This window comes from Fodinibius salicampi, assembly GCF_039545095.1.
Classification (GTDB): domain Bacteria; phylum Bacteroidota; class Rhodothermia; order Balneolales; family Balneolaceae; genus Fodinibius; species Fodinibius salicampi.
The window spans coordinates 13,647-34,033 of the sequence record NZ_BAABRS010000002.1; the positions used below are offsets into that span (position 1 = coordinate 13,647).

Below are 20,387 nucleotides of genomic sequence, written 5' to 3' on the forward strand. Positions count from 1 at the left end.
TTTTGATGGTTTTGCTCTCCTTTACTCTCAAATATCATCGATTTCGTAATTTATTTCTTGATTTCTTGAATTTTTAAGTAGCCAATGCTGGTATTCTTCATTCCCTTCCTGTTCGGTAAGCTGTAGTGAAATGATGCATGGACAGTCGTAGTTATGTAGTTCTTTTACCCGGCTGGTAAGGTCTTTTACGTTATGATAAGGTGTTTTGGCGATCAAAATTGTTTCCTGATCCTCGACTATTTCTCCCTCCCAGCGATAAATGGATTCCATGCCGTCTACAATATTTACGCAAGCCGCCAGTTTTTCTTCAACCAGAGTGCGACCTATGGATTTAGCTTCTTCCTTGTTTGGAGCTGTTATGTAAACGAGACGCAGATTGAAAAACATGGCAGTTTGAGTTTATTAAGAATTTGGCGGAACCTATAAGCTACAAAAAACATTAAATGGCTCATAGCGATTTGCGGCGGCCGGTTAAATTATTTCTGTTGAAAAATGGGCAAAAAAACCGTAGTTTTCGTGGCTCTGAAACCCCCGTGAATCATGGATGATCGGGGGTTAGCGTTTCTGCGAGAGTGGCGGAATTGGTAGACGCGCTAGATTTAGGATCTAGTGCCTTTTTTGGCGTGGGGGTTCGAGTCCCCCCTCTCGTACAAGTTAAATTATACCAACACAATAGTTAAGTAATATAGTATTACTATTCTAATTAAATAAGCAAATTCTGTGGAAATTACTGTAAACGACATCACCTCTGTTGACAAAGAAATTGTTATTTCGGCACAACGCGAAGATCTGGAGCCGAATTTTAAAGAGGCTTATAAAAAGTATCGCGGACAAATTAATATGCCTGGCTTTCGTCCCGGTAAGGTACCGCTTAAGATTGTTCGAAAGCGTTTTGGCGATGAAATAGAACGGGAAGAAGTTAACAAATATGTTCAGGATGTATTCGAAAACGAGGTCGTTCCTGAATATGATCCCGTGGGAGAAAGCCAAATGCTCGACCTGATTTGGGAAGACGATGAGCTGGAGGCTAAATTTAAGATTGGTGCCCGTCCTGATTTTGAGTTGGGTGATTTGGAAGAGGTCTCTGTTGATCGGTTAGTGCATGATGTGACGGATGAAGAAGTTCAGGAAGAGATTGATCGCCAGCTTGAACAGCAAGGGAATTGGGAAGTTGTAGAAGAAGAAATTACTGAAGAAAGTAAAGTAACGGTTGATGCAACCCATCTGAATGAAGAGGGTGAGCCTGTTGAGGAAGAAACGGACGAAGGACAGGTTATCGATTTACGCAAGGAGGAATTTGCGCAGTTTAAGGACGATCTGTTGGGACATGAAACCGGTGATGAGGTAGATGTTACCCTCGGAGAAGGAGAGGAAGCAGATACCTTCCGGCTAACTATTCAAAAGGTGGAAAAATTACATAAGGCTGAGCTTACGGATGCATTTGCCAAGCAGCAGAGTAATGAAGAAGCAAAAAATGTAGATGAATATAAAAGTCTTGTGAAAAGCCGTATCCAGGACTATTACGATCAGTCTGCTGATGATCTATTTAAGAACGATGTGGTCGATGAACTTGTTGATAAACATGATTTCGAGGTTCCGGAAGTGTTTGTGAACCAAGTGGAGAACCAATATGTAGAGCGCGTAAAGCAGCAGTCCGGCGGAGAACTTCCTCCTAGTTTCGATGAAGAGGAGTACAAAGAAGAAATACATGACAGGGCTGTGCGCGATGCAATGTGGTTTTTCCTAAATGAAAAACTGCAAGAAAAATTTGACGATATCGAGATAAAACCCGAAGATATAGATGCTCAACTTGAGCAACAGGCGGCGCAGTACGGGGTAAGTGTTGATCAATTAAGGAACCTTTTTGCACAGAACCCACAGCAACTGGAAAGCCTGAGAAATAATATTCGCGAGAATAAGGTGTTCGACAAGTTGAAGGAAGTTGTTGAAGTCAATGAAATCGATAAGGAAACTTATCAGCAAAAGCATGATGAAAAAGTCAAAGCTTAAGTGAAGGCTGCGATCAATTTTTTTGAATAAAATTTAGTTTTATTTCCAAGTAGATTATGAACAAACAACCATTATTTGAAATGCCCGATACGGAAAATGCCGATGTTTCCCAGATACAGAATAACAATTTGGTGCCAATGGTGGTCGAGAAGACCGAGCGGGGAGAGCGCGCATTTGATATATATTCCCGACTACTTAAGGATCGCATTATCTTTTTGGGAACGCCGGTTAATGATACCGTAGCAAGCTCGATTGTAGCACAGTTATTATTTCTTGAATCCGAAGATCCCGAAAAGGATATTAATCTTTATATTAATAGCCCCGGGGGGGTTGTATCATCAGGATTCGCAATTTATGATACCATGCAGTATGTTAAGTGTGATGTGGCAACTACCTGTGTGGGTATGGCGGCATCCATGGGAGCCGTTCTGCTGGCTGGTGGAGCAGCAGGGAAGAGAAATTTATTGCCCAATGCCCGTGTGATGATTCACCAGCCTCTGGGTGGTGTGCGCGGACAAGCAAGCGATATTGAGATTGAGGCACAGGAAATCCTTCGTATAAAGAAGCTAATTAGCAGTATTTTGGCCAAGCACAGCGGCAAAGATGCTGAGCAGGTCATGGAAGATTCCGATCGGAATAAATGGATGAGCGCCGATGAAGCAAAGGACTACGGATTGATTGATAATATCATGGAGCGCGACAAAAATAAAGAAGAGTAATCTTATAGTTTAGTAAAGATTATGAGCGATAAAGAACAGCACAATAATGACAATACCATCCACTGTTCTTTTTGTGGCCGATCAAGCCATGAAGTTAATAGTATGGTAGCAGGACCTGATGACGTATACATCTGTGACCGCTGCGTGGCTGATGCTTCCGGCATCGTGAAGAGTGATCTGGCCTCTATGTCCAAGAAACGAGAGAAGAACTATCAACAGCTGCTTAAGCCGGCAGAAATTAAGGCCAAGCTTGATGAATATGTGATCGGCCAGGAGGGAGCAAAGAAAACGCTTTCTGTGGCGGTATATAACCATTACAAGCGTATTAACTCTGACCTTCAGGATGAGTTTGACGATACGGAGGTTGAAAAGAGTAATATTATGCTATTGGGTCCGACCGGCTGCGGTAAAACGCTGTTGGCGCGTACCATGGCAAATATTATTGACGTCCCGTTTACCATTGCCGATGCAACCGTACTTACGGAAGCGGGTTATGTGGGAGAAGATGTGGAAAGCATTCTTTCGAGTCTTTTACAGTCAGCCGATTACGATGTAGAACAGGCAAAACGAGGCATTGTTTATATCGACGAAGTGGATAAGGTTGCCCGTAAAAGCGATAATCCTTCTATCACGCGTGATGTATCCGGTGAAGGAGTACAGCAAGCCCTTTTGAAAATTCTGGAGGGAACGGTTGCTAATATACCTCCCAAAGGAGGACGAAAGCATCCCGAGCAGAGCTTTATTCAGGTAGATACTTCTGATATCCTGTTTATATGCGGTGGAGCTTTTAGTGGCCTTGAAGAGATTATAGCGCGACGAATGTCCGTTAGCTCTCTTGGTTTCCATTCTGAAGAGCAGGTAACTTTCGATAAAGAAGATCCGGATATTTTTACCTATGTAGAATCAGAGGATTTACAACGCTATGGGCTTATTCCGGAGCTTATCGGACGCCTGCCCGTTATTTCAGGCCTCCACCAGCTCTCAAAAGATGCTATGATCGATATTCTTGTCAAGCCCAAGAATTCTTTGCTGAAACAGTATAAGAAGCTGTTCCAGATGGAAGGGGTTGAACTTATTTTTGAGGAAGAGGCACTTGAACTTATCGTTGAGAAAGCGCTTAAGAGAAAAACCGGCGCCCGGGGACTTCGTTCTATCATGGAGTCGTCAATGCTGGAGATCATGTTTACGCTTCCTTCTATGAAAAACATAGAGCGATGCGTAATAACCAAAGAAACTATTGATGAAGATGCTCCGCCGGTTTATGAGAAGCGGAAGGCATCGGCATAATAACTTTGATAAAAAATTAGAAGAAAAGGCATCATCATTCGGTGATGCCTTTTTTATTTTGTAAAATATATATCTGATAATCTTGTGAGAATACCCTGAACGGGTGCTATGAAACCATACGTTACGTCAAATAGAATTAATATTTTCCTGGTAGTACTGTTTATATTACTGGGTATCGGTTCTTTTGCTTACAATCAGTATTTGATAAGTCGCATACTGCAACAGGAAAAATCGGGAGTGGAACTGTGGGCAAAGGCTATTGAATACACGAGTAATCCTGTTCAGGAGGAAATTAGCCAAAATTTACTTGAAGCCGCGGACTATCTTCGCAGGGAATCATTTGTACCGGACAGTATTATTAAGCTTATTGAGGATGCAGAGGCAGACCGTACATCACAAACCTTTGTAACACAGGAAATTGTGTTAAGTGAAGATCGTTTTTTGGTTCCCAGAATTATTGCGGATGAAAATGGAGAGGTTTTCTTTAAAGAGGATGTAGATACGAATATGGATGACCAAGATCTCATTGAGTACTACTCCTCCATGAACGATCCTATTGAAATAAGGATGGTGGGTGATGACTACGATATGACTCAGTATGTGTATTATGGAGAAAGTCCTACGGTCCGGTATTTGCGCTACTTTCCATACATTCAACTTAGTTTGTTGGCTCTATTATTGGGAATTGGATTTGTAAGTTACCGCACGATTAGCCGATCAGAACAATCGAACCTATGGGTGGGCATGACTAAAGAGGCTGCACACCAATTAGGCACGCCCCTTTCGAGTATGTATGGTTGGATAGAGTTGTTGAGGGAAGAGAAAAAGGGTGATGAGTTTACAGAGCGTATTTGTGATGAGCTGGAAAATGATATTAGCAGGCTTCGCGGAGTGTCAGAACGGTTCAATCAGATCGGATCAGAACCTGAACTTGAATATCATCGTCTGGGTCCTATTATTGAAGACGTTGTCAATTACATGAAGCACCGTTTACCGAAGCGGGGCAAAAATGTGGATGTATTCTGCGAACTTGAGTCGGGAATTCAGGCTAAAGTTAATCCCGATTTATTTCAGTGGGCCTTGGAGAATTTAATTAAAAATGCGATGGATGCCATTAAGTCCTCTGCAACCAAAGCACAGGTTTCCATAAAGATGAAGCGGGTAGAAAATGAGGTCATTATAGAAATTGCTGATACCGGAGTGGGAATTGAAAAGAAATATCAAAATGAGATCTTTAAACCGGGATATAGTACTAAGAAGAGAGGCTGGGGACTTGGACTTAGCCTCACCAAACGGATTGTTGAAGGATACCACAAAGGTAAGTTGATGGTTTATGATACAGAAGTAGGGAAGGGGACAACCATGCGAATAATCCTGAAGGTAGATCTCACAGAACTTTCCGAACAAAAATCATCAGAGCCCTCAACGGCTAAAACATAGTGATTAAATACTAATTTAATCTGGCTGATAACCGCGTTCCTGGGCATATTCCATTAATTGGGATTTCAGCAAATTACGTCCCCGATGTAGTCTCGACCGGATAGTGCCAATGGGAACATCCAGCATATTCGCTATCTCTTCGTAGGTAAATCCTTCTACGTCGCAAAGCAAAACAACCGTTCTAAAGTCCTCTGGAAGTTCATCCAGGGCGTTAGAGATGTCATCGTCGATAAGATCACGAAACATCTTATCTTCGAGGTCCGAGGTATCCGTTCTTTCGGCACGGATTGTTTCATAGAAAGTAGACACCTCATCATAGTCAACCTGATTAGGCTTTTTAGACTTTTTCCTGTAGTTGTTTATATAGGAGTTTTTTAGAATACGGAAAAGCCATGCTTTGGCGTTGGTACCTTTTTCGTAACTGCTGAAAAAGCGATACGCCTTGACAATAGTATCCTGTACCAGATCCTCCGCATCACTGGGATCGGATGTCAGGCGCAGAGCAAAATTATACATAGCGTCCAAATGAGGAATAATTTCTTCCTCGAAATCTTCCTGCTTCTGGACTTCCTCCTTCGTTAATTCGGCCATTCCCTATATCAGCTTCTGATTGCTAATGTTTAAAATCACTATGGATTTACTATTACCTGTGCTACTCAGCTTGATCAATTAGTATAATATTGATTTTGTATTTAAAATCTTAATCGGTTTATCTAATGAGCTTCATAGGCAATACATATGTCATTTAACATACATAAATTTTGTGAAGCTTTCTTAAAGACAATATAATCTTTTACATACCAATTATATTTTATTAAAAAACGATCACCATAAGATCATAAATCGCATGAGTCCAGGCAGCCATGCCAAATCCCCGCCATATGTAAATGGCATTTAGAGATAGGCCGAAAAGAAATCGAAATAAGAAAGATCCAAGGGTAAAAGGATCGCCCATTGATCCAAAATAATGAGCTAAACTAAAAAGGAGGGCTGCTATAATAATGGCCCCGGTATAAGCTACCACTTGTTTCTTGAAGAAATGGTTGAATATCCAGAGCAATGTCGAGACTAAAATGACGCGAAAAAATAATTCTTCATAAAGTCCGGCACCCAGAGAAAGAGCCATTTTTTGTAGTATTGACAGGCTTTCAATAGGAGAGCTTTGTATAAGTTGTACCAGGCTTCCAACAGTAAGAGAAATAAGTATTGAGAGGACGAAAGCATAGATTGACGCCTCAAATATCATGATGAGGAAATACTTTAACTTGAGGGACGAGAGGCGGTGCCGTTCTTTATATAGGATAAAAAGACCAAGAACCGCAACCAGAATCAAGGTAATGGAAAGAACATTTGGATCTACGTAGGAAAATAACGTTTTGATCCACATATCCACTGAAATTCGGACGATTTGATCCTGTCCGGGTTGAGATACCCGAATAAGAACTTCGTAGAGAATCAACAGCGGAAGACTTATAAGGTAGCTATACAGTAAAGAATGGGTGGTAGAGAAATACCGCTTTATAGTACTGCCGGGTTTTGTCATCAGTTTTGGAAAATTGTTGCAGAGCCGCTACTGCCGGAATAGTTTAGGACGTTCCATGCGGCGGACGATAGCTTTAGTCCGTTGCCGGTAATACGATCATTTATTCGCACAAAAATACCATGTGGGTAATCGGGATTTTCCACAAAAATAACAGAACCCAATGCGATGTTTGAATGAGCGCCGGTTAGCGCGTCGGGATTATAGAGCTCACCACTGGTAGTTGGGGTTGCTTTGGCTTTTTGCTCGTAAGGAGAAACCGATATTGATCCAAGGTTTTCCATGGAGCTGCTGTTTTTTGCATAAGGGTTTTCGAATGTTTTGCTGGGGGGAGCCAAGACTGTTACTTCCTGGCCGCTTCGGAGCGTCGAGGAGGTAATATCCGGATTTAAAGCACGAAATTCCTCTTCATCCATTTCGAATTCTTCGATCAATTCTGATATTGATGTAGAACCACTTATCCGGTGATTGATAAATTGTCCCTGTGCCGAAGAGCTGGCTGCTGACGAAACAGAGGGAGTAGAAGAGGTCGCTCGAACCGTTAATTGTTGTCCAACCCGTATAGTGTTCGATGAAAGATTGTTTAACTCCTTCAACTGGTCAACCGTCATTTCGTGGTCCCGGGCAATTTTAAACAGAGAGTCGTTATTTTTAACGGTATAATAGGTATTAGTTTGGGTGTCCTCTTCAGTAGTAATGGATTGCTCTCCGTCCTCACTGGACTCAGAGGGATATATCGTAAGCTCTTGTCCGATATTTAAATTGTTTGATTCGAGATTATTCCACGATTTTAGTTCGGCAATGGTAACATTATACTGTTTGGATATCGAAAAAAGGGTTTCGTTATCTTTGACGGTATGAAGTACAGCATTTTCATCTTGGCTTTGGTTGGAAGAGGAGGTCTGCCGGATAACCAATTCGGTACCCACCGAAAGCTCATTAGCATTAATATCATTCCATGCCTCCAGCTGCTCTACCTCAACATTATATTGATCTGCAATTTTGTACAGTGTTTCTCCTTGCTGGACGGTATGGGTCGTGGTTTGTGCCAGAGAGCTTCCCGGCAGCAACATGAATAAAACCAAAACAATCCCAAGAATGTCGGCAAAAAAGTACGGTTTGTTTTTAGTCATGACTAATTTCATCAATTTCTAGTTGTACATTTTGCAGAGCTTCTTTCAATTCTGATTTTGTACGCATTTTGTTTTGTTGTTCAGCTTTTGGGATACCTCGCTCATAGATGTTTTTGGCATCATCTAGTCGATCCTGTAATTCATAAAGCTTCCCCAGGTGATAATATACTCCCACATAGTCAGGATCGTTATTAAGAATATCTTCAAACAAAATACGTGCATTTTTTTGCTGGCCCTCTTTTCTAAATTCCAGGGCCAAAGCAAATTTAGAAAAAGAATCACCCGGATTTTTCTTAATCTGTTGAGCCAGCTGTTTTATTTTTGATTTGGTATCCTCATTCATAACGTTATAGGTAACGTATCAGGATTCATCCTATTTTAGTTTTTTTGATAGCGTTCTTCAATTTCAGAAACCGAATCACCGCCAAATTTTTCCAGAAAAGCGTTAGCCAGTACCGGGGCAACAACACTTTCTATTACTACAACAGCGCGAGGTAGTGCACAAACATCCGACCGCTCATAACGAGTGTCTTTTTCTTCCTTTGTATTGATGTCCACAGTGCCTATAGGCGTAAGCATGGTAGGGATTGGTTTCATCACGCCGCGGATAATAAGCGGCATGCCGGTTGTTACGCCCCCTTCGATACCACCCATCCGATTAGTACGGCGCTTAAATTGGTCATCTTCGTAGGTGATTTCATCGTGTACAACCTGACCGTGGCGCCGACCGGATTCAAATCCTTGTCCAATTTCAACACCCTTCATAGCCTGAGTTCCGATAATAGCCTGAGCCAATTGCCCGTCAAGCTTTCGGTCCCAGTGCACAAAACTTCCCAGTCCGGCGGGGAGGCCAGTTACCAGTATTTCCCAATGGCCTCCTAGAGAGCTTCCTTCTTTCCGCCGCTTGATAATAAGCTCACGCATTCGTTCGGTAAGCTCTTCGTCAAGGCAGCGTACCGCTGATTCATCAGCCGTCCGAAATACGGTTTCAGCACCATCCTTTAGCATGGGGTCAACAATCGATCGGACCGATTCCCATGGCTGTTCATACCCTACGCTTCCAATGCGGGTAACATGTCCGCCTATTTCAATACCAAAATATTTTAACAATTTGCGGGCTATTGAGCTACAGGCTACGCGCATAGCGGTTTCTCGGGCACTGGACCGTTCTATCGAGGGACGAATATCATCGTATCGATATTTCTGTACGCCGGTGAGATCTGCATGGCCCGGTCTCGGTACTGTAATGGGCTCCACATCTTTCCCGTCGCCTTCCTTTGCCATTACCTTAGGCCAGTTGGCATCATCTTTTTCAAAAGCACGATTGGGCATTTGCAGGGCTATAGGTGCCCCAGTTGTTTTTCCAAAGCGTACTCCAGAGAGTATCTCAGCGCGATCTTTTTCAAATGCCATTCGTCCGCCGCGGCCATACCCCTTTTGGCGGCGCGCAAGGTGTAACGCAATTTCATCTTCCGTAATAGGGAGTCCTGCAGGAACACCTTCAATAATACCGGTTAATTGGGGACCATGAGATTCGCCTGCTGTTAAATAACGTATCATACAATATCAGGATTATTAGTAGTCTGTGAATTAATTATATCTAAAAAATTATAAGTGGAGACGCGATCAGAGATAGATCTGTCATCATCACATCCATCTCTGCGTAACTTCTTTATATCGTCAACATCGCCCAGAACAATAAGGGAGTCGCCGGCCGAAATAGTATCCTCACTTCCGGGATTAAATTGGATAAGATCTTTATCCTTCGAAATGATTGCAATAATAGCGACAAAATATTTTTGACGTATTTTAGCTTCGGAAAGCGTTTCTCCGTCAAGTTCTGATCCTTCTCCAACCCGAATTTCTTCAAAGACATGATTCTGCACATCATCATCGGTTGTTCCGCCCTGTATATGATTGATAAATTGATCCACATGGGGACGCAATATGACGTTAGCCATTCGATCTGCTCCAATCTCGTAAGGGGAGATAACTTTATCCGCTCCCGCTCGTAAAATCTTTTTTGTATTTTTATGCTGGTTCGTTCTAACTAAAATAAGTAAATCTTTATTCAGTTCCCGGGCAACAAGAGTAGCAAATACATTATCCTGGTCGCGGGATAACGTACATATGAATCCTTTGGCACGGTCAATACCGGCCTCCATGAGAGTGTCTTCCTCTTGGGCATCTCCGGAAACGTACAGAAGCTGGTCATCTTTAATATCTTCAATTTTGCTATCGCTTTTTTCAATAATGACCAATGGAATATCAGCCTCCTTGAGTACCTGGGCGATACGATGACCAATGCGCCCATAACCCGCGACAATATAATGGTTGTTCATTTTTTGAAGTTGGGCTTTCATAGCTTTAATTCTAAAAATTTCGCTTTCAAAAATAAGTTGCGTTGTTTGTGTGGCAATATACGATATTACTCCTATACCCATTACAAAGACAACGATAGTAAACACACGGCCTGCTGCTGACAGGTTCGTTAGCTCAGAAAAGCCAATAGTTGTTATGGTAATGAAAGTCATATAAAAACCATCAAAAAAACTCATCCCATCAATTAGATGGTACCCGGTAGATCCGATAAAAAAGATAACGGTTAATACCACAAGCGCAATGCCAATGCGCAAAGCTATAATATTATCAATAATGTCTTTAAAAAAACTTTTCATATCCTAAATATTATTGGCATAATCGAAGGATTACAATATAGTTGAAAAAATAAAGTGTACGAAATGACAACGACATAGAAATTTAATAGTTTCCAAGGTTGATATAGAAAAGATATTTTATGGAATCACTTGAAAAATTTGGAAAGTACAGCCTGCTCTTATACAGATCTTTACGATCGCTGTACGAGGTAAACACATATAAAAAAAATCTGGTTAGTGAGTTGCTAAAGATAGGGTATGAATCCGTTCCTATCGTTTTGCTCACCGGGGTGTTTACCGGGGCTGTAATGACTATACAGACTGCATACCAGCTGGATATTGCCTTTATCCCCATTTCAGTAATTGGGGCTATTACTTCGGAGTCGTTACTTATTGAGCTTGCAGCTGTGATTACTAGTTTGGTACTGGCTGGCAAGGTGGGCGCACGCATAGCAACAGAACTTGGCACCATGCGGGTAACCGAGCAAATTGATGCACTGGAATCTATGGGATTTAATTCGGTTTCATTTCTGGTTCTGCCCCGAGTGCTCGCCGGACTTATTATGTTTCCTATATTATATATATTTGCCAGCGCTTCGGGTATTATAGGAGGCGTTACGGCCGGTTATGTATCCGGTGCGATATCTCCAACAGAGTTTATGTCCGGTGCACGTGAATTCTTTTTCCCATGGGATGTAACATTTGGTATACTTAAAGCCTTTGTATTCGGTTTTGTGATAACTTCCGTTTCCTGTTTTAAAGGATATTATGCTAGTGGGGGCGCTGAAGGCGTTGGGAAAGGAACAACACAGGCTACGGTTTTAAGCTGTATTTATGTATTATTAGCTGATTTTGTACTTGCCGCTGTATTTCTATAATGTTCGAAGAAATCTATGATAGAGATTCGTAATCTTAGCAAAAGTTTTGGTTCTAACCTTGTTTGGGAAGATATTTCCTTTAAAATTGCAGAAGGAGAAACTGTAGCTATTATAGGTCGCTCCGGATGTGGGAAATCAGTATTGGTTAAGCATCTGAATGCGCTCATCTATCCGGATTCCGGAGAGGTAATCATTGATGATAAAAATATTTTTGAGCTTGAATATGTAGAGTTGCGTAAGATGCGTCAACGATTTGGCGTTCTTTTTCAGGGGTCGGCCTTGTTCGATTCACTGAATACGGCTGAAAACATTGCTTTTCCGTTGCATTATTTCTCTGATTTAACGGACAAAGAAATTTCCGAAAAAGTAGAAGAAGCTCTGGAAATGGTTAACTTGGCAGGTACGGGCGATCGATCACCAGCTGAGCTTTCGGGGGGAATGCGCCGCCGGGTTGCCTTGGCACGGGCAACGATTTTACAGCCCGATTTCCTGATTTATGACGAACCTACATCGGGACTGGATCCGCAAACATCAGAAGAAATAAACCAGTTAATTATTTATATGGCGGAGAATTTGAATATTACCTCCATCGTTGTAACGCACGATATCCACAGCGTACTGAAAATTGCTGATAACGTAGTTTTTTTAGAGAATAAGGGATTGTGTTGGTATGGTACGGTTGAGGAGATGCGAGAAAGTGATAATAAGGAACTAATGGATTTTATAACAGCCAGCGAATATAAAATTTAGAAACGGACAGGAGTTATTTTGAAAATTAGTAATGAATTAAAGGTCGCACTAACAATTTTGGTTGCTCTGCTGATATCAGTATTGGGCTACCGTATAATGGGAGATATGCCTCTCTTTCGCCAGTCAAAGATAATGTATACCCAGTTTGAAAAGGCAGACGGACTTACTCCGGGAAGTTATGTTTACATTAATGGCGTCAAGGTTGGTTCTGTTAAAGGGATGTCACTCGTTGAAGGAGATAGCGTAAGGGTAACAATGAGCTTTGGTTTGGATACGGAGATACCGGTAGATTCGGAAGCACACCTTCGTTCCTCCGGTCTTCTGGATGAAAAGGCAATAGTCGTTAGACGGGGAAATTCAGATCAGTATCTGGAACACAATGACCGGATGAAAGGCGTTTACGAGAGTGGAATGATGGAAGTTCTCAGCCAGGAAGGCCGCCAGCTCAGTGAGGATGTTTCTGAGTCGTTTGGAAAGTTAAACAACCTGCTTGAAGAGCTAAATACACTTTTTGATGAGGAAGCCCAGGCAAAAGTGGATACTACACTAACCAATATACAAAGTACTACAGATGAAATTTCTACCCTTTTCCGGAATAAGCGGTCCGATCTGGAGCAAAGCATTACACATGCTCAGCAATTTTTAGCCAACGTAGATACGGTAAGTACTCGAAATAAGGAACGGATTGATTCTGTGATGGTGGGTTTGGAAGGAACTGTCCAAGAGCTTGAGGTTTTGAGCCGGGATCTAACAGAAACTAATAAGCAGCTGCAGGAGATTCTGGTAAAAATTAATGACGGAGAGGGAAGCCTTGGCAAATTGGTGAATGATCCAACTCTTTATGAAAATTTAGAGGGGCTTTCAGGAGAAATGGAGAAGCTCATCAAAAATATCAACGAAGATCCTGGGAAATACCTGAAGCATATGAGGCTCATCGAGGTTTTTTAAATTTTGTACTCTGGATCCCCTTGTATAAGAAATAAATTTCAGTGAAGGCTCAATTGCTCTTAGCACAGGCTTCTTGTATATTTAGAGGCTAGAAAGCAGATGAGCAATTCTGTTGGAAACAATATTTTTGAAAAAAATTAAGAAGTAGATAAGAGGTTTTATTTATGGGTGTAATGGATAAAATGAGGCAAAGTACCGGTGTAATCTTATGGGTACTTATTATCTCATTCGGATTATTATGGGTGCTGGCCGATACCCAGTTTTTTGATGCAATTATGCAAGGGCCCCGATCTTTGGGTTCGGTAAATGGAGAAGAGATTTCAATTGAGGAATATAATAATCGTATCAGCTATTATATTGAGCAGTACTCTCAGCAAACCGGCAATTCTGTAGATCCTGAAACAAGGGCTAATTTTGAGGAGCGTGCCTGGAATGAAGTAGTAACGGGGAAGCTTCTCCAGCAGAAAATGAATGATCTGGGTATTAAGGTTACGGACCAAGAGGTGGTGGATATGATTATGGGCGAAAACCCTGATCCGTTCATTCGCCAGCAATTCCAGGGTGAGGACGGTACCATAGATCGTGTGGCACTTCGTACGGCTATCGAATCACCCGAAAACCGGGAGCTGTGGATTGCTATAGAGGATCAGATGCGTCAAAAACGACGCCAGCAGAAGATGAATAGCTATCTGCAGTCTTCGATGGAAGTTAGTCAATATGAGATTGAACAAGAGTATATCCGGAGAAATACTACCGCTGATATTGCTTTTGTGCGGTTCCCATATGCAGATGTAGCAGAAAGTGAGATTTCTGTAACCGAAGATGACCTGCGAGAGTACTACAATAATAATTCGAGTCAGTTTGAACGCGAGGAGACCTATCAGTTTAGCTATGTAAGCTTTGATAAGACGCCGACTGCTCAGGATACGGCTCGCACATTTCAGGAGATGGAAGACTTGCGAGAGGATTTTGCCCAAGCTGAAAATGATTCGCTGTTTTTAAGTAATTATCAATCTACGACAGAGTATTCAGTCAGAACCGTAGAGGAAGAGAACATACGTGACCTCTTTACACCCGTTATTGATTTAGAAGTAGGAGAAGTCAGCGAAGTGATTGCGGAACAGGGTCGTTTATACCTGCTTAAGAAAGTTGGTGAGAGTGGTTCCGAAGTCAGCTTTGTAGTTTTTAGTATGGATATTATTGCCGATCCTGTTAATACGGTCGATGAACGGGCAAAAGAGGCAGATGACTTTAGCTTCTTTGCCGAGGAAGACGGCTTCGAAGGAGAGGCCGAGCGGCGCGGGCTCGAGGAACAGGAAACTTCAGCAACAAAAGGCTCAGGGTTCATTCCGGGTATTGGAGAGAGTCAACAGGTGATGAGCTTCCTTGAAAGCGCAAGCGAAGGCGAAATTTCGGGTGCGCTCGAACTATCTAATCAGTTTGTAGTTATCAAGGTGGATGAAATTGTACCTGCCGGAGTACGTCCGTTTGAGGAAGTTCAAGAACAGATTCGTTCAATAGTAACCACACAAAAGCGCAAGCAGCAATTACACGAACGTGTTGAAGGTCTGTTGGAACAAAATGATGATTTAACTTCTCTGGCTGAGTCTGCCGGGAAGGAAGTTTCATCAGCAGAGAGTATTGCAATGAATGCCTCAAATATACCGGGGGCTGGACGTGAACCGAAGGTTGTTGGAGCCATATTTGGGCTTGAAGAAGGGAATCTATCCGGCGCTATTGAAGGCAACAGTGCTGTTTTTGTTGTTCGAGTGGAGACCCTGCAGGAAGCCGATTCCAGTAATATGACGCAATCGCAGCGGCAAGAAATTCGTGATACGCTTCGCCAACAAAAAGGAGCAGCCTTTATGAATACATGGATTGAGCAGCTGAGGGAGAATGCAGATATCGTAGATAACCGTTCCCGGGTGTTAAGGGGCTAGAATATTATTATAGTTTAATAGTAAATTAACAGGGCAAGAGGGAATGCTTCTTGCCCTGTTTTGTTTTAGATAGTCTTGTAAATTAGTTGCTCTTATTTTAAAAGGTGGAATATGACCAACAAAGACGAAAAGTGGATGAAATTGGCCCTTGAAATTGCAGAACACGGGGCCGGGCATGTTTCACCTAATCCTATGGTTGGTTGTGTCATTATATCTGCCGAGGGAAAAAAAATTGGGCAGGGATATCATGAACGATACGGACAGGCCCATGCAGAACAAAATGCTGTGGATGATATCGCTGATCCCGACCTGTTGAAGAATGCTACGGTTTATGTAACGCTTGAGCCTTGTGCTCATCAGGGGAACACGCCCCCCTGTTGCGAGATGTTGGCGACCCTTCCTATTGATCGCGTAGTAGTGGCAATGGAAGACCCTACCCCCAAAGTAGCCGGCAAGGGAATAGAGTACTTGCGCAACCATGATATTACTGTTGATGTGGGAGTACTCGAAGAGGAAGCAAAGCGGCTAAATGAATTTTTCTTGTATCATCAAGCGTTTAACCGACCGTTTGTAACCCTCAAGATTGCTCAGACACTGGACGGTTATATCGCTGCGCCGGATGGAAATTCGGAATGGATCACTGGTACACAATCCCGAACATTGGTCCATGAGTGGCGCAGCCGGTATGATGCGGTTATGGTGGGACGTAATACGGCTCTGCTAGATAATCCCCGCCTTACAGTGCGACATGTAGAGGGACGTCAGCCTCATCGGATTGTGATAGACGGTCCTCTGGATTTACCGGATGATCTAAATCTTTTTACTGATCAATATGAGGAAAATACCATTGTGTTGACCCATAATGAGGAAAAGTTCACCAATGAAGCCGATCCAATGCTTAGTATACTAAAGTCGGATTATTTTCGAGGTAAAACCTTGCTTATTGATGAAAAGGAGGGGCATACTGACCTTAAAAAATCGCTTATAGAGCTGGGGAAATTGCCTCTTACATCTATTTTGGTAGAAGGAGGACAAAATCTAAATTCTGCACTGCTAAGTGAGCAGCTGGTTGATAAGGTGGAATGCTTTATAGCTCCTAAGATGTTAGGAGGAGGAACAAAGTCGGTGCTGGGCGTTGGCATCAACAGGATGGAAGAGGTTATGGAATTCAGGGAAGTGAAATGGCGACAGGTAGGCCAGGATTTGTTGTTTACAGGATACTTTTAACATAGAGCGAACATATGTTTACAGGAATAATACAAGAGGTTGGTACGATTGCGAGGGTAAAGGATTTGCAAGGTGGCAAAGAGCTCACTATTGCGTGTGAATTTTCAGACCAGCTTCAGGTCGATCAAAGTATCAGCATCAATGGGGTATGCCACACCGTAACTGCGTTTGATGAATATGGCTTTACGGTACAAAGCGTAGAAGAAACGCTCCGTAAGACCAATATTGGTGATCTGGCGCAGAACGACCCGGTTAATTTAGAGCGCTCGCTCCACCCCGATCAATTACTGGATGGGCATTTGGTGCAGGGACATGTAGATGCAGTTGGTACCATTGAAAAGATAGATCAGGAAGGGACCGATTATCTGTTCACTATCTCCTATCCGGATGAATACCAATCTCTTATTGTAGGGCGCGGAAGTATATCTGTGGATGGTATCAGCCTTACCGTGGCAAATGAAAAGGATTGCCAATTTACTATTGCCATTATTCCCTATACCTATAATCATACGAACTTGAATGCCAGAGAAACAGGAGATTCCGTAAACCTGGAGTTTGACGTTCTGGGGAAATACGTTGTGAAATATATGGAAAGCCGGGAGGATTAAAATCCGCGTGGTGCTCCACGACCGGTGGGACTTGAGCTTCGTTCAAGGTTATTGAGGATCGGAAGTTTTTGAATAATTCCTTGCAGGCGACCAGCATCAATGCGGAGGGAAAAGAAGTAATACTGTGATTCTCCAAAGGGATTCATAGTAAATGAAAGATTCCAGCAATGCAGGCGCCTGTTAAGGGAAAATTGGGAGGGAGTCAATTCTTTACGTACAAAGTCATAGCCAATTTGAGTACGGAAATCCCACTTGGGTGTCAGTTTTAGATTAATATTACTGGCATTTATTGTGGCAGAGGTATTGTTTGATCCCGTGGGATTCAAATTCCAGCGGTAGCTGAGGTTGACGGAAAAGGATAAGGGGGAACTAAAATCCTGCACAGGTTGTCGGTTGAAGTGGGGATCAACCGGGTGAAATATGCTTTGGTTAAGCGGATCGTAATACTCTGGGTAGCTTGGCTCCCGATTACTGGTTTGAAGACCGCTACTTCTGCCCCAATCAAAGGAATAACTGGTACTGGCTGAGAATTGAGTCATTTCAAAGGGTTTGCCCGAATTGGTCAGCAAAAATTTGTCAATTTTTCTTCCCCGTTCATTGCGCTCATAAAAGTTAAACCGTGCATTGGCCCGTATGTTCATGCCATCAATGATTTTTGCAGAAAATGATGTATTTAAGTCAGCCAGTTTAATACTGTCGGCAGCAAAGTTATAGCTTGAGCTAAGGCTGAGCCGGTCGATTAGCCGGACGACATTCTCTTGTTTTTCACCCGTGGAATCGCGTTTAACTTGCTTTCCTTCAAAAGTATTGTCGATACTAAATCCAAGCGCCCGTTGTTCACCTTGTCCCGGACCGCTAAACACTTCGTTTTCAAAAATTGAGTAACGCTGGGTGGGCACGGTTCCATCCGCTTGTACTGTGGTATCCGTTTGTACAGTGCGGTAAAAACCCCAGAAATCGTTGCTGAAGTCGGGACGATAGGTGAGGGACAGGGAAGGACGTATCGTATGCCGGAAGCTCTCAAAGTTGCCGATATTGGCATTCATAAGTCCATAAACGGTCGTGGAGAAATTCAGACCTGTTGAAAAATCACGCGCTGTCGTAAATCCTCTTACTCGCTCTTCTTCGACCCGGTTGGAATCGGGATTAAAAAACTTTCGCGTTGTTTGGGGAAACCAGTATTCATTATAATTGGCATTAGCGCTCAAGTTAACAAAGCGGCTGGATAAAATTTGTCCCAAGCTGATGTCGGCTTGCTGGCGAAACCCGAATTCATAATGTTCAGAATTGCCCGTGGCCTCTTCGTATTTAGCAGGATCCCGAAGGGCTTCAAACCAATTGTAGCGGGCAGAGTCTTGGCGGATCGGAGAGTAGTCAAACTCCGAGTCAAAGGTATTTTGATAGCTTAATGAAATATTTTCGTACCACTTAGAATTTTGGGAGGTCGTCTGACTGTTCTCAAAAGGAGAAAAACGTTTTAAGCTGAAATTCATGTCAGGTCCGGAGAGACGCGTTCTGTTCGTCTTGAAATTTTGATTTTGGCGGACAGAAACATTGAAATTATAGAGGTTCTCCGGATGTCGATAACGGTAATTAATGTTAGAGCTGGTACTGGTTTCTGCCCGATCAGTGGGATCGTAAGAATTCTGTTGGAAATAGTCGGCGGTACGCAGGTTTATATTGGCATTAAAACTGGCATAGGGAGAAATATCCTGCTGGTGAGAAATGCTAAGTCTTTTCTGTACGCTGGTTGAAAAGTCGGGATCCGTTGGCTCCAGCCCCTGACGTTCTTTAGAATATCCTATCTGAATACCGCCGTTGAATTTGTTGCGGAGACGATAATTTGTTTGCGCATCTACAAAATAAGTGCCCGAGGTAAAGATATCGACTGAAGCTTGCCCTGTTATATAATCATTAAAATATTGGAACCACCCTAGGTTTTGAAGTCCCAAGCCCCTTGTTTGCTTATTTTGAAAAGCATAAGTAGGCTCCAGGAGTCCCGATTGCTGCCGGTCAAACCGCCCGGGTAAATACCCAAAAGGAAAAACAAGCGGATAGGGAATATCCAGTATATATAGGCGAGCCCGCTCAAAAAAGACTTTTTCCTCATCCACTACCTTCATACGGTCTGCCTTGATATAGTAGTGCGGGTGATCGAGCGTACAGGTGGAGTAGATGGCATCCTCCAGAAAGATAACGTGGGGGCCTGTTTTTTTTACCCGGGTTCCGATAATATTGCCATCCTGGATATTTACCCGAGCTACTTCAAATCGACCTTTCTCAGTTTTGTAATTATAATCAATGCGATCACTACGCACCTCGTCATTTTCACGGACTAGAACTGGTTTTGAAAGAGTATCTTCCGGTGTTTGGGTATTGGCGCTCACAAGATTATTATCAATATCCATTGACACCTTCCCCGCCTTTAGCTGCCCGGAAGTATGGGTGACCGATGCTGACCCATAGAGCGTAGCTGTGCGGCTGGTGTCAAAAACAAAAACCAGTGAATCACTTGATTGAAAGTTTATCTGTCCTTCCTGTTCGGGCTGGTTCGGAATGCCTCCTCCTTGCCCTTGTTGCTGCTGTTGCCGTTGCTGGCGCTGTTGGCTGCTGGGATCTGTGCGTGGGGTTTCTGGCCGGCCTCTATCCTGACCTTTTACGGTTGGTGCGAAAGTCAAACAAAGAAGTAGGAATATCCACCCACACAATACAAATTTTCTTTTGGGATATGTTTGACTTCTGTTCATTTAACGATATTGCTGAGCACCGAAATGAATTATGGGAGCAAAAAGACCCACAAAATGATAAATAAATAAGAGATAGCTTAGTATAAGGCAGATGTTCTAAGAAATGAAGTGTAAAATACAAAAAGACTAATCCACTTCCTTTATTTTGTATACCGTTTCTCCTTCTCTTTTCATGCCATATTCTTCTCGTGCAATTCGTTCCAGGAGATTGGGATCGGTTTTTAATTTATCAATTTTCTCTCTAAGGATATGGGTTTCTTCCTGCAGCTCCTGTTTCTTCTCCTGAAGATCATTCATCTGGTGGTTGAGTTGAATTCGCGTCCATATGCTATAAGTATCAATAAATGCAAACCATATGAATAGGAATCCTCCAAGGATGAGTCCGAGGAATGATTTTCGCCATCTAAGTGGATTAAAATGCTGAAGATTCATACAGCCTGTTAAGGTAGTAGTTTATATCTGGTACTCCCAAAGATAGCTTAAAAAAAGTATGAAACGCAACG

19 protein-coding genes and 1 tRNA gene are annotated in these 20,387 nt (G+C 42.6%); 11 read left to right on the top strand and 9 right to left on the bottom strand.

Features of this window, described 5'->3' with window-relative positions:
* Positions 1 to 27 precede the first annotated feature (27 nt).
* A complete protein-coding gene (gene cutA, locus ABEB05_RS07915) occupies positions 28 to 387 on the bottom strand; it encodes a divalent-cation tolerance protein CutA (protein ID WP_265789093.1) in 360 nt (119 codons plus the stop codon).
* A gap of 179 nt (positions 388 to 566) precedes the next feature.
* Here cutA and ABEB05_RS07920 point away from each other — a divergent pair.
* From ABEB05_RS07920 to ABEB05_RS07940, 5 genes are all read left to right on the top strand, one after another.
* A tRNA-Leu gene (locus ABEB05_RS07920) sits at positions 567 to 650 on the top strand.
* A 70-nt stretch (positions 651 to 720) separates the two neighbouring features.
* The gene (gene tig, locus ABEB05_RS07925; protein WP_265789095.1) at positions 721 to 2,010 is read left to right on the top strand and encodes a trigger factor; all 1,290 of its coding nucleotides are present in this window, start codon (positions 721 to 723) and stop codon (positions 2,008 to 2,010) included.
* 80 nt (positions 2,011 to 2,090) lie between these two features.
* Complete coding sequence (gene clpP, locus ABEB05_RS07930; RefSeq protein WP_265790129.1) at positions 2,091 to 2,729, top strand: ATP-dependent Clp endopeptidase proteolytic subunit ClpP; 639 nt, start codon at positions 2,091 to 2,093, stop codon at positions 2,727 to 2,729.
* Positions 2,730 to 2,750: 21 nt separating this feature from the next.
* On the top strand, positions 2,751 to 4,016 hold the full coding sequence (clpX, locus tag ABEB05_RS07935; protein WP_265789097.1) for an ATP-dependent Clp protease ATP-binding subunit ClpX: 1,266 nt from the start codon (positions 2,751 to 2,753) through the stop codon (positions 4,014 to 4,016).
* A gap of 108 nt (positions 4,017 to 4,124) precedes the next feature.
* The gene (locus ABEB05_RS07940) at positions 4,125 to 5,456 is read left to right on the top strand and encodes a sensor histidine kinase (RefSeq protein WP_265789099.1); all 1,332 of its coding nucleotides are present in this window, start codon (positions 4,125 to 4,127) and stop codon (positions 5,454 to 5,456) included.
* Positions 5,457 to 5,471: 15 nt separating this feature from the next.
* On the opposite strand, the gene ABEB05_RS07945 is transcribed toward ABEB05_RS07940, so the two are convergent.
* The 6 genes from ABEB05_RS07945 to ABEB05_RS07970 all read right to left on the bottom strand — a co-directional run bounded on the left by ABEB05_RS07945 (position 5,472) and on the right by ABEB05_RS07970 (position 10,807).
* Positions 5,472 to 6,047, bottom strand: coding sequence for a sigma-70 family RNA polymerase sigma factor (locus ABEB05_RS07945; protein ID WP_265789101.1), 576 nt, complete (start codon positions 6,045 to 6,047; stop codon positions 5,472 to 5,474).
* A 223-nt stretch (positions 6,048 to 6,270) separates the two neighbouring features.
* The gene (locus ABEB05_RS07950) at positions 6,271 to 6,999 is read right to left on the bottom strand and encodes a CPBP family intramembrane glutamic endopeptidase (protein ID WP_265789103.1); all 729 of its coding nucleotides are present in this window, start codon (positions 6,997 to 6,999) and stop codon (positions 6,271 to 6,273) included.
* Entirely contained in the window at positions 6,999 to 8,129 is a 1,131-nt protein-coding gene (locus ABEB05_RS07955; RefSeq protein ID WP_265789105.1) for a LysM peptidoglycan-binding domain-containing protein, read from the bottom strand. Before ABEB05_RS07955 ends, ABEB05_RS07950 begins: the two co-directional genes overlap by 1 nt.
* Positions 8,122 to 8,472, bottom strand: a complete 351-nt coding sequence (locus tag ABEB05_RS07960) for a tetratricopeptide repeat protein (protein WP_265789106.1) — start codon at positions 8,470 to 8,472, stop codon at positions 8,122 to 8,124. Before ABEB05_RS07960 ends, ABEB05_RS07955 begins: the two co-directional genes overlap by 8 nt.
* Positions 8,473 to 8,507: 35 nt before the next feature.
* Positions 8,508 to 9,689: a chorismate synthase gene (aroC, locus tag ABEB05_RS07965; protein WP_265789108.1), complete on the bottom strand. Its 1,182-nt coding sequence runs from the start codon at positions 9,687 to 9,689 to the stop codon at positions 8,508 to 8,510.
* A complete protein-coding gene (locus ABEB05_RS07970; RefSeq protein WP_265789110.1) occupies positions 9,686 to 10,807 on the bottom strand; it encodes a potassium channel family protein in 1,122 nt (373 codons plus the stop codon). The genes aroC and ABEB05_RS07970 overlap by 4 nt, the downstream gene beginning before the upstream one ends.
* A 119-nt stretch (positions 10,808 to 10,926) precedes the next feature.
* Here ABEB05_RS07970 and ABEB05_RS07975 point away from each other — a divergent pair, with 119 nt between their 5' ends.
* The 6 genes from ABEB05_RS07975 to ABEB05_RS08000 all read left to right on the top strand — a co-directional run bounded on the left by ABEB05_RS07975 (position 10,927) and on the right by ABEB05_RS08000 (position 17,137).
* The gene (locus tag ABEB05_RS07975) at positions 10,927 to 11,664 is read left to right on the top strand and encodes an MlaE family ABC transporter permease (protein ID WP_265789112.1); all 738 of its coding nucleotides are present in this window, start codon (positions 10,927 to 10,929) and stop codon (positions 11,662 to 11,664) included.
* 15 nt (positions 11,665 to 11,679) lie between these two features.
* Positions 11,680 to 12,414, top strand: coding sequence for an ABC transporter ATP-binding protein (locus ABEB05_RS07980; RefSeq protein WP_265789114.1), 735 nt, complete (start codon positions 11,680 to 11,682; stop codon positions 12,412 to 12,414).
* Positions 12,415 to 12,432: 18 nt separating this feature from the next.
* Complete coding sequence (locus tag ABEB05_RS07985; RefSeq protein WP_265789116.1) at positions 12,433 to 13,362, top strand: MlaD family protein; 930 nt, start codon at positions 12,433 to 12,435, stop codon at positions 13,360 to 13,362.
* Between the two features lie 164 nt (positions 13,363 to 13,526).
* Complete coding sequence (locus ABEB05_RS07990; RefSeq protein ID WP_265789118.1) at positions 13,527 to 15,302, top strand: SurA N-terminal domain-containing protein; 1,776 nt, start codon at positions 13,527 to 13,529, stop codon at positions 15,300 to 15,302.
* A gap of 111 nt (positions 15,303 to 15,413) precedes the next feature.
* Positions 15,414 to 16,529 carry a bifunctional diaminohydroxyphosphoribosylaminopyrimidine deaminase/5-amino-6-(5-phosphoribosylamino)uracil reductase RibD gene (gene ribD, locus ABEB05_RS07995; protein ID WP_265789120.1) on the top strand — a complete coding sequence of 372 codons (1,116 nt, stop codon included), beginning with the start codon at positions 15,414 to 15,416 and terminating at the stop codon, positions 16,527 to 16,529.
* 14 nt (positions 16,530 to 16,543) lie between these two features.
* Positions 16,544 to 17,137: a riboflavin synthase gene (locus tag ABEB05_RS08000; protein ID WP_265789122.1), complete on the top strand. Its 594-nt coding sequence runs from the start codon at positions 16,544 to 16,546 to the stop codon at positions 17,135 to 17,137.
* Here the strand turns inward: ABEB05_RS08000 and ABEB05_RS08005 are convergent.
* Complete coding sequence (locus ABEB05_RS08005) at positions 17,134 to 19,815, bottom strand: putative LPS assembly protein LptD (RefSeq protein ID WP_265789124.1); 2,682 nt, start codon at positions 19,813 to 19,815, stop codon at positions 17,134 to 17,136. The genes ABEB05_RS08000 and ABEB05_RS08005 overlap by 4 nt on opposite strands.
* Positions 19,816 to 20,010: 195 nt before the next feature.
* Positions 20,011 to 20,316 (bottom strand): FtsB family cell division protein, encoded by a 306-nt coding sequence (locus ABEB05_RS08010; protein WP_265789126.1) that lies wholly within the window; start codon positions 20,314 to 20,316, stop codon positions 20,011 to 20,013.
* Between the last annotated feature and the right edge of the window lie 71 nt (positions 20,317 to 20,387).

Excerpts from the sequence above, each read along its gene's own strand:
- aroC (WP_265789108.1), bottom strand. The coding sequence starts at position 9,689 with ATGATACGTTATTTAACAGCAGGCGAATCTCATGGTCCCCAATTAACC.
- ABEB05_RS07975 (WP_265789112.1), top strand. The coding sequence starts at position 10,927 with ATGGAATCACTTGAAAAATTTGGAAAGTACAGCCTGCTCTTATACAGA.
- cutA (WP_265789093.1), bottom strand. The coding sequence starts at position 387 with ATGTTTTTCAATCTGCGTCTCGTTTACATAACAGCTCCAAACAAGGAA.
- clpP (WP_265790129.1), top strand. The coding sequence starts at position 2,091 with ATGCCCGATACGGAAAATGCCGATGTTTCCCAGATACAGAATAACAAT.
- ABEB05_RS08010 (WP_265789126.1), bottom strand. The coding sequence starts at position 20,316 with ATGAATCTTCAGCATTTTAATCCACTTAGATGGCGAAAATCATTCCTC.
- ABEB05_RS07940 (WP_265789099.1), top strand. The coding sequence starts at position 4,125 with ATGAAACCATACGTTACGTCAAATAGAATTAATATTTTCCTGGTAGTA.
- clpX (WP_265789097.1), top strand. The coding sequence starts at position 2,751 with ATGAGCGATAAAGAACAGCACAATAATGACAATACCATCCACTGTTCT.
- ABEB05_RS07950 (WP_265789103.1), bottom strand. The coding sequence starts at position 6,999 with ATGACAAAACCCGGCAGTACTATAAAGCGGTATTTCTCTACCACCCAT.
- ABEB05_RS08000 (WP_265789122.1), top strand. The coding sequence starts at position 16,544 with ATGTTTACAGGAATAATACAAGAGGTTGGTACGATTGCGAGGGTAAAG.
- ABEB05_RS07990 (WP_265789118.1), top strand. The coding sequence starts at position 13,527 with ATGGGTGTAATGGATAAAATGAGGCAAAGTACCGGTGTAATCTTATGG.
- ABEB05_RS07970 (WP_265789110.1), bottom strand. The coding sequence starts at position 10,807 with ATGAAAAGTTTTTTTAAAGACATTATTGATAATATTATAGCTTTGCGC.
- ABEB05_RS07960 (WP_265789106.1), bottom strand. The coding sequence starts at position 8,472 with ATGAATGAGGATACCAAATCAAAAATAAAACAGCTGGCTCAACAGATT.
- ABEB05_RS07945 (WP_265789101.1), bottom strand. The coding sequence starts at position 6,047 with ATGGCCGAATTAACGAAGGAGGAAGTCCAGAAGCAGGAAGATTTCGAG.
- ABEB05_RS07980 (WP_265789114.1), top strand. The coding sequence starts at position 11,680 with ATGATAGAGATTCGTAATCTTAGCAAAAGTTTTGGTTCTAACCTTGTT.
- ribD (WP_265789120.1), top strand. The coding sequence starts at position 15,414 with ATGACCAACAAAGACGAAAAGTGGATGAAATTGGCCCTTGAAATTGCA.
- ABEB05_RS07955 (WP_265789105.1), bottom strand. The coding sequence starts at position 8,129 with ATGACTAAAAACAAACCGTACTTTTTTGCCGACATTCTTGGGATTGTT.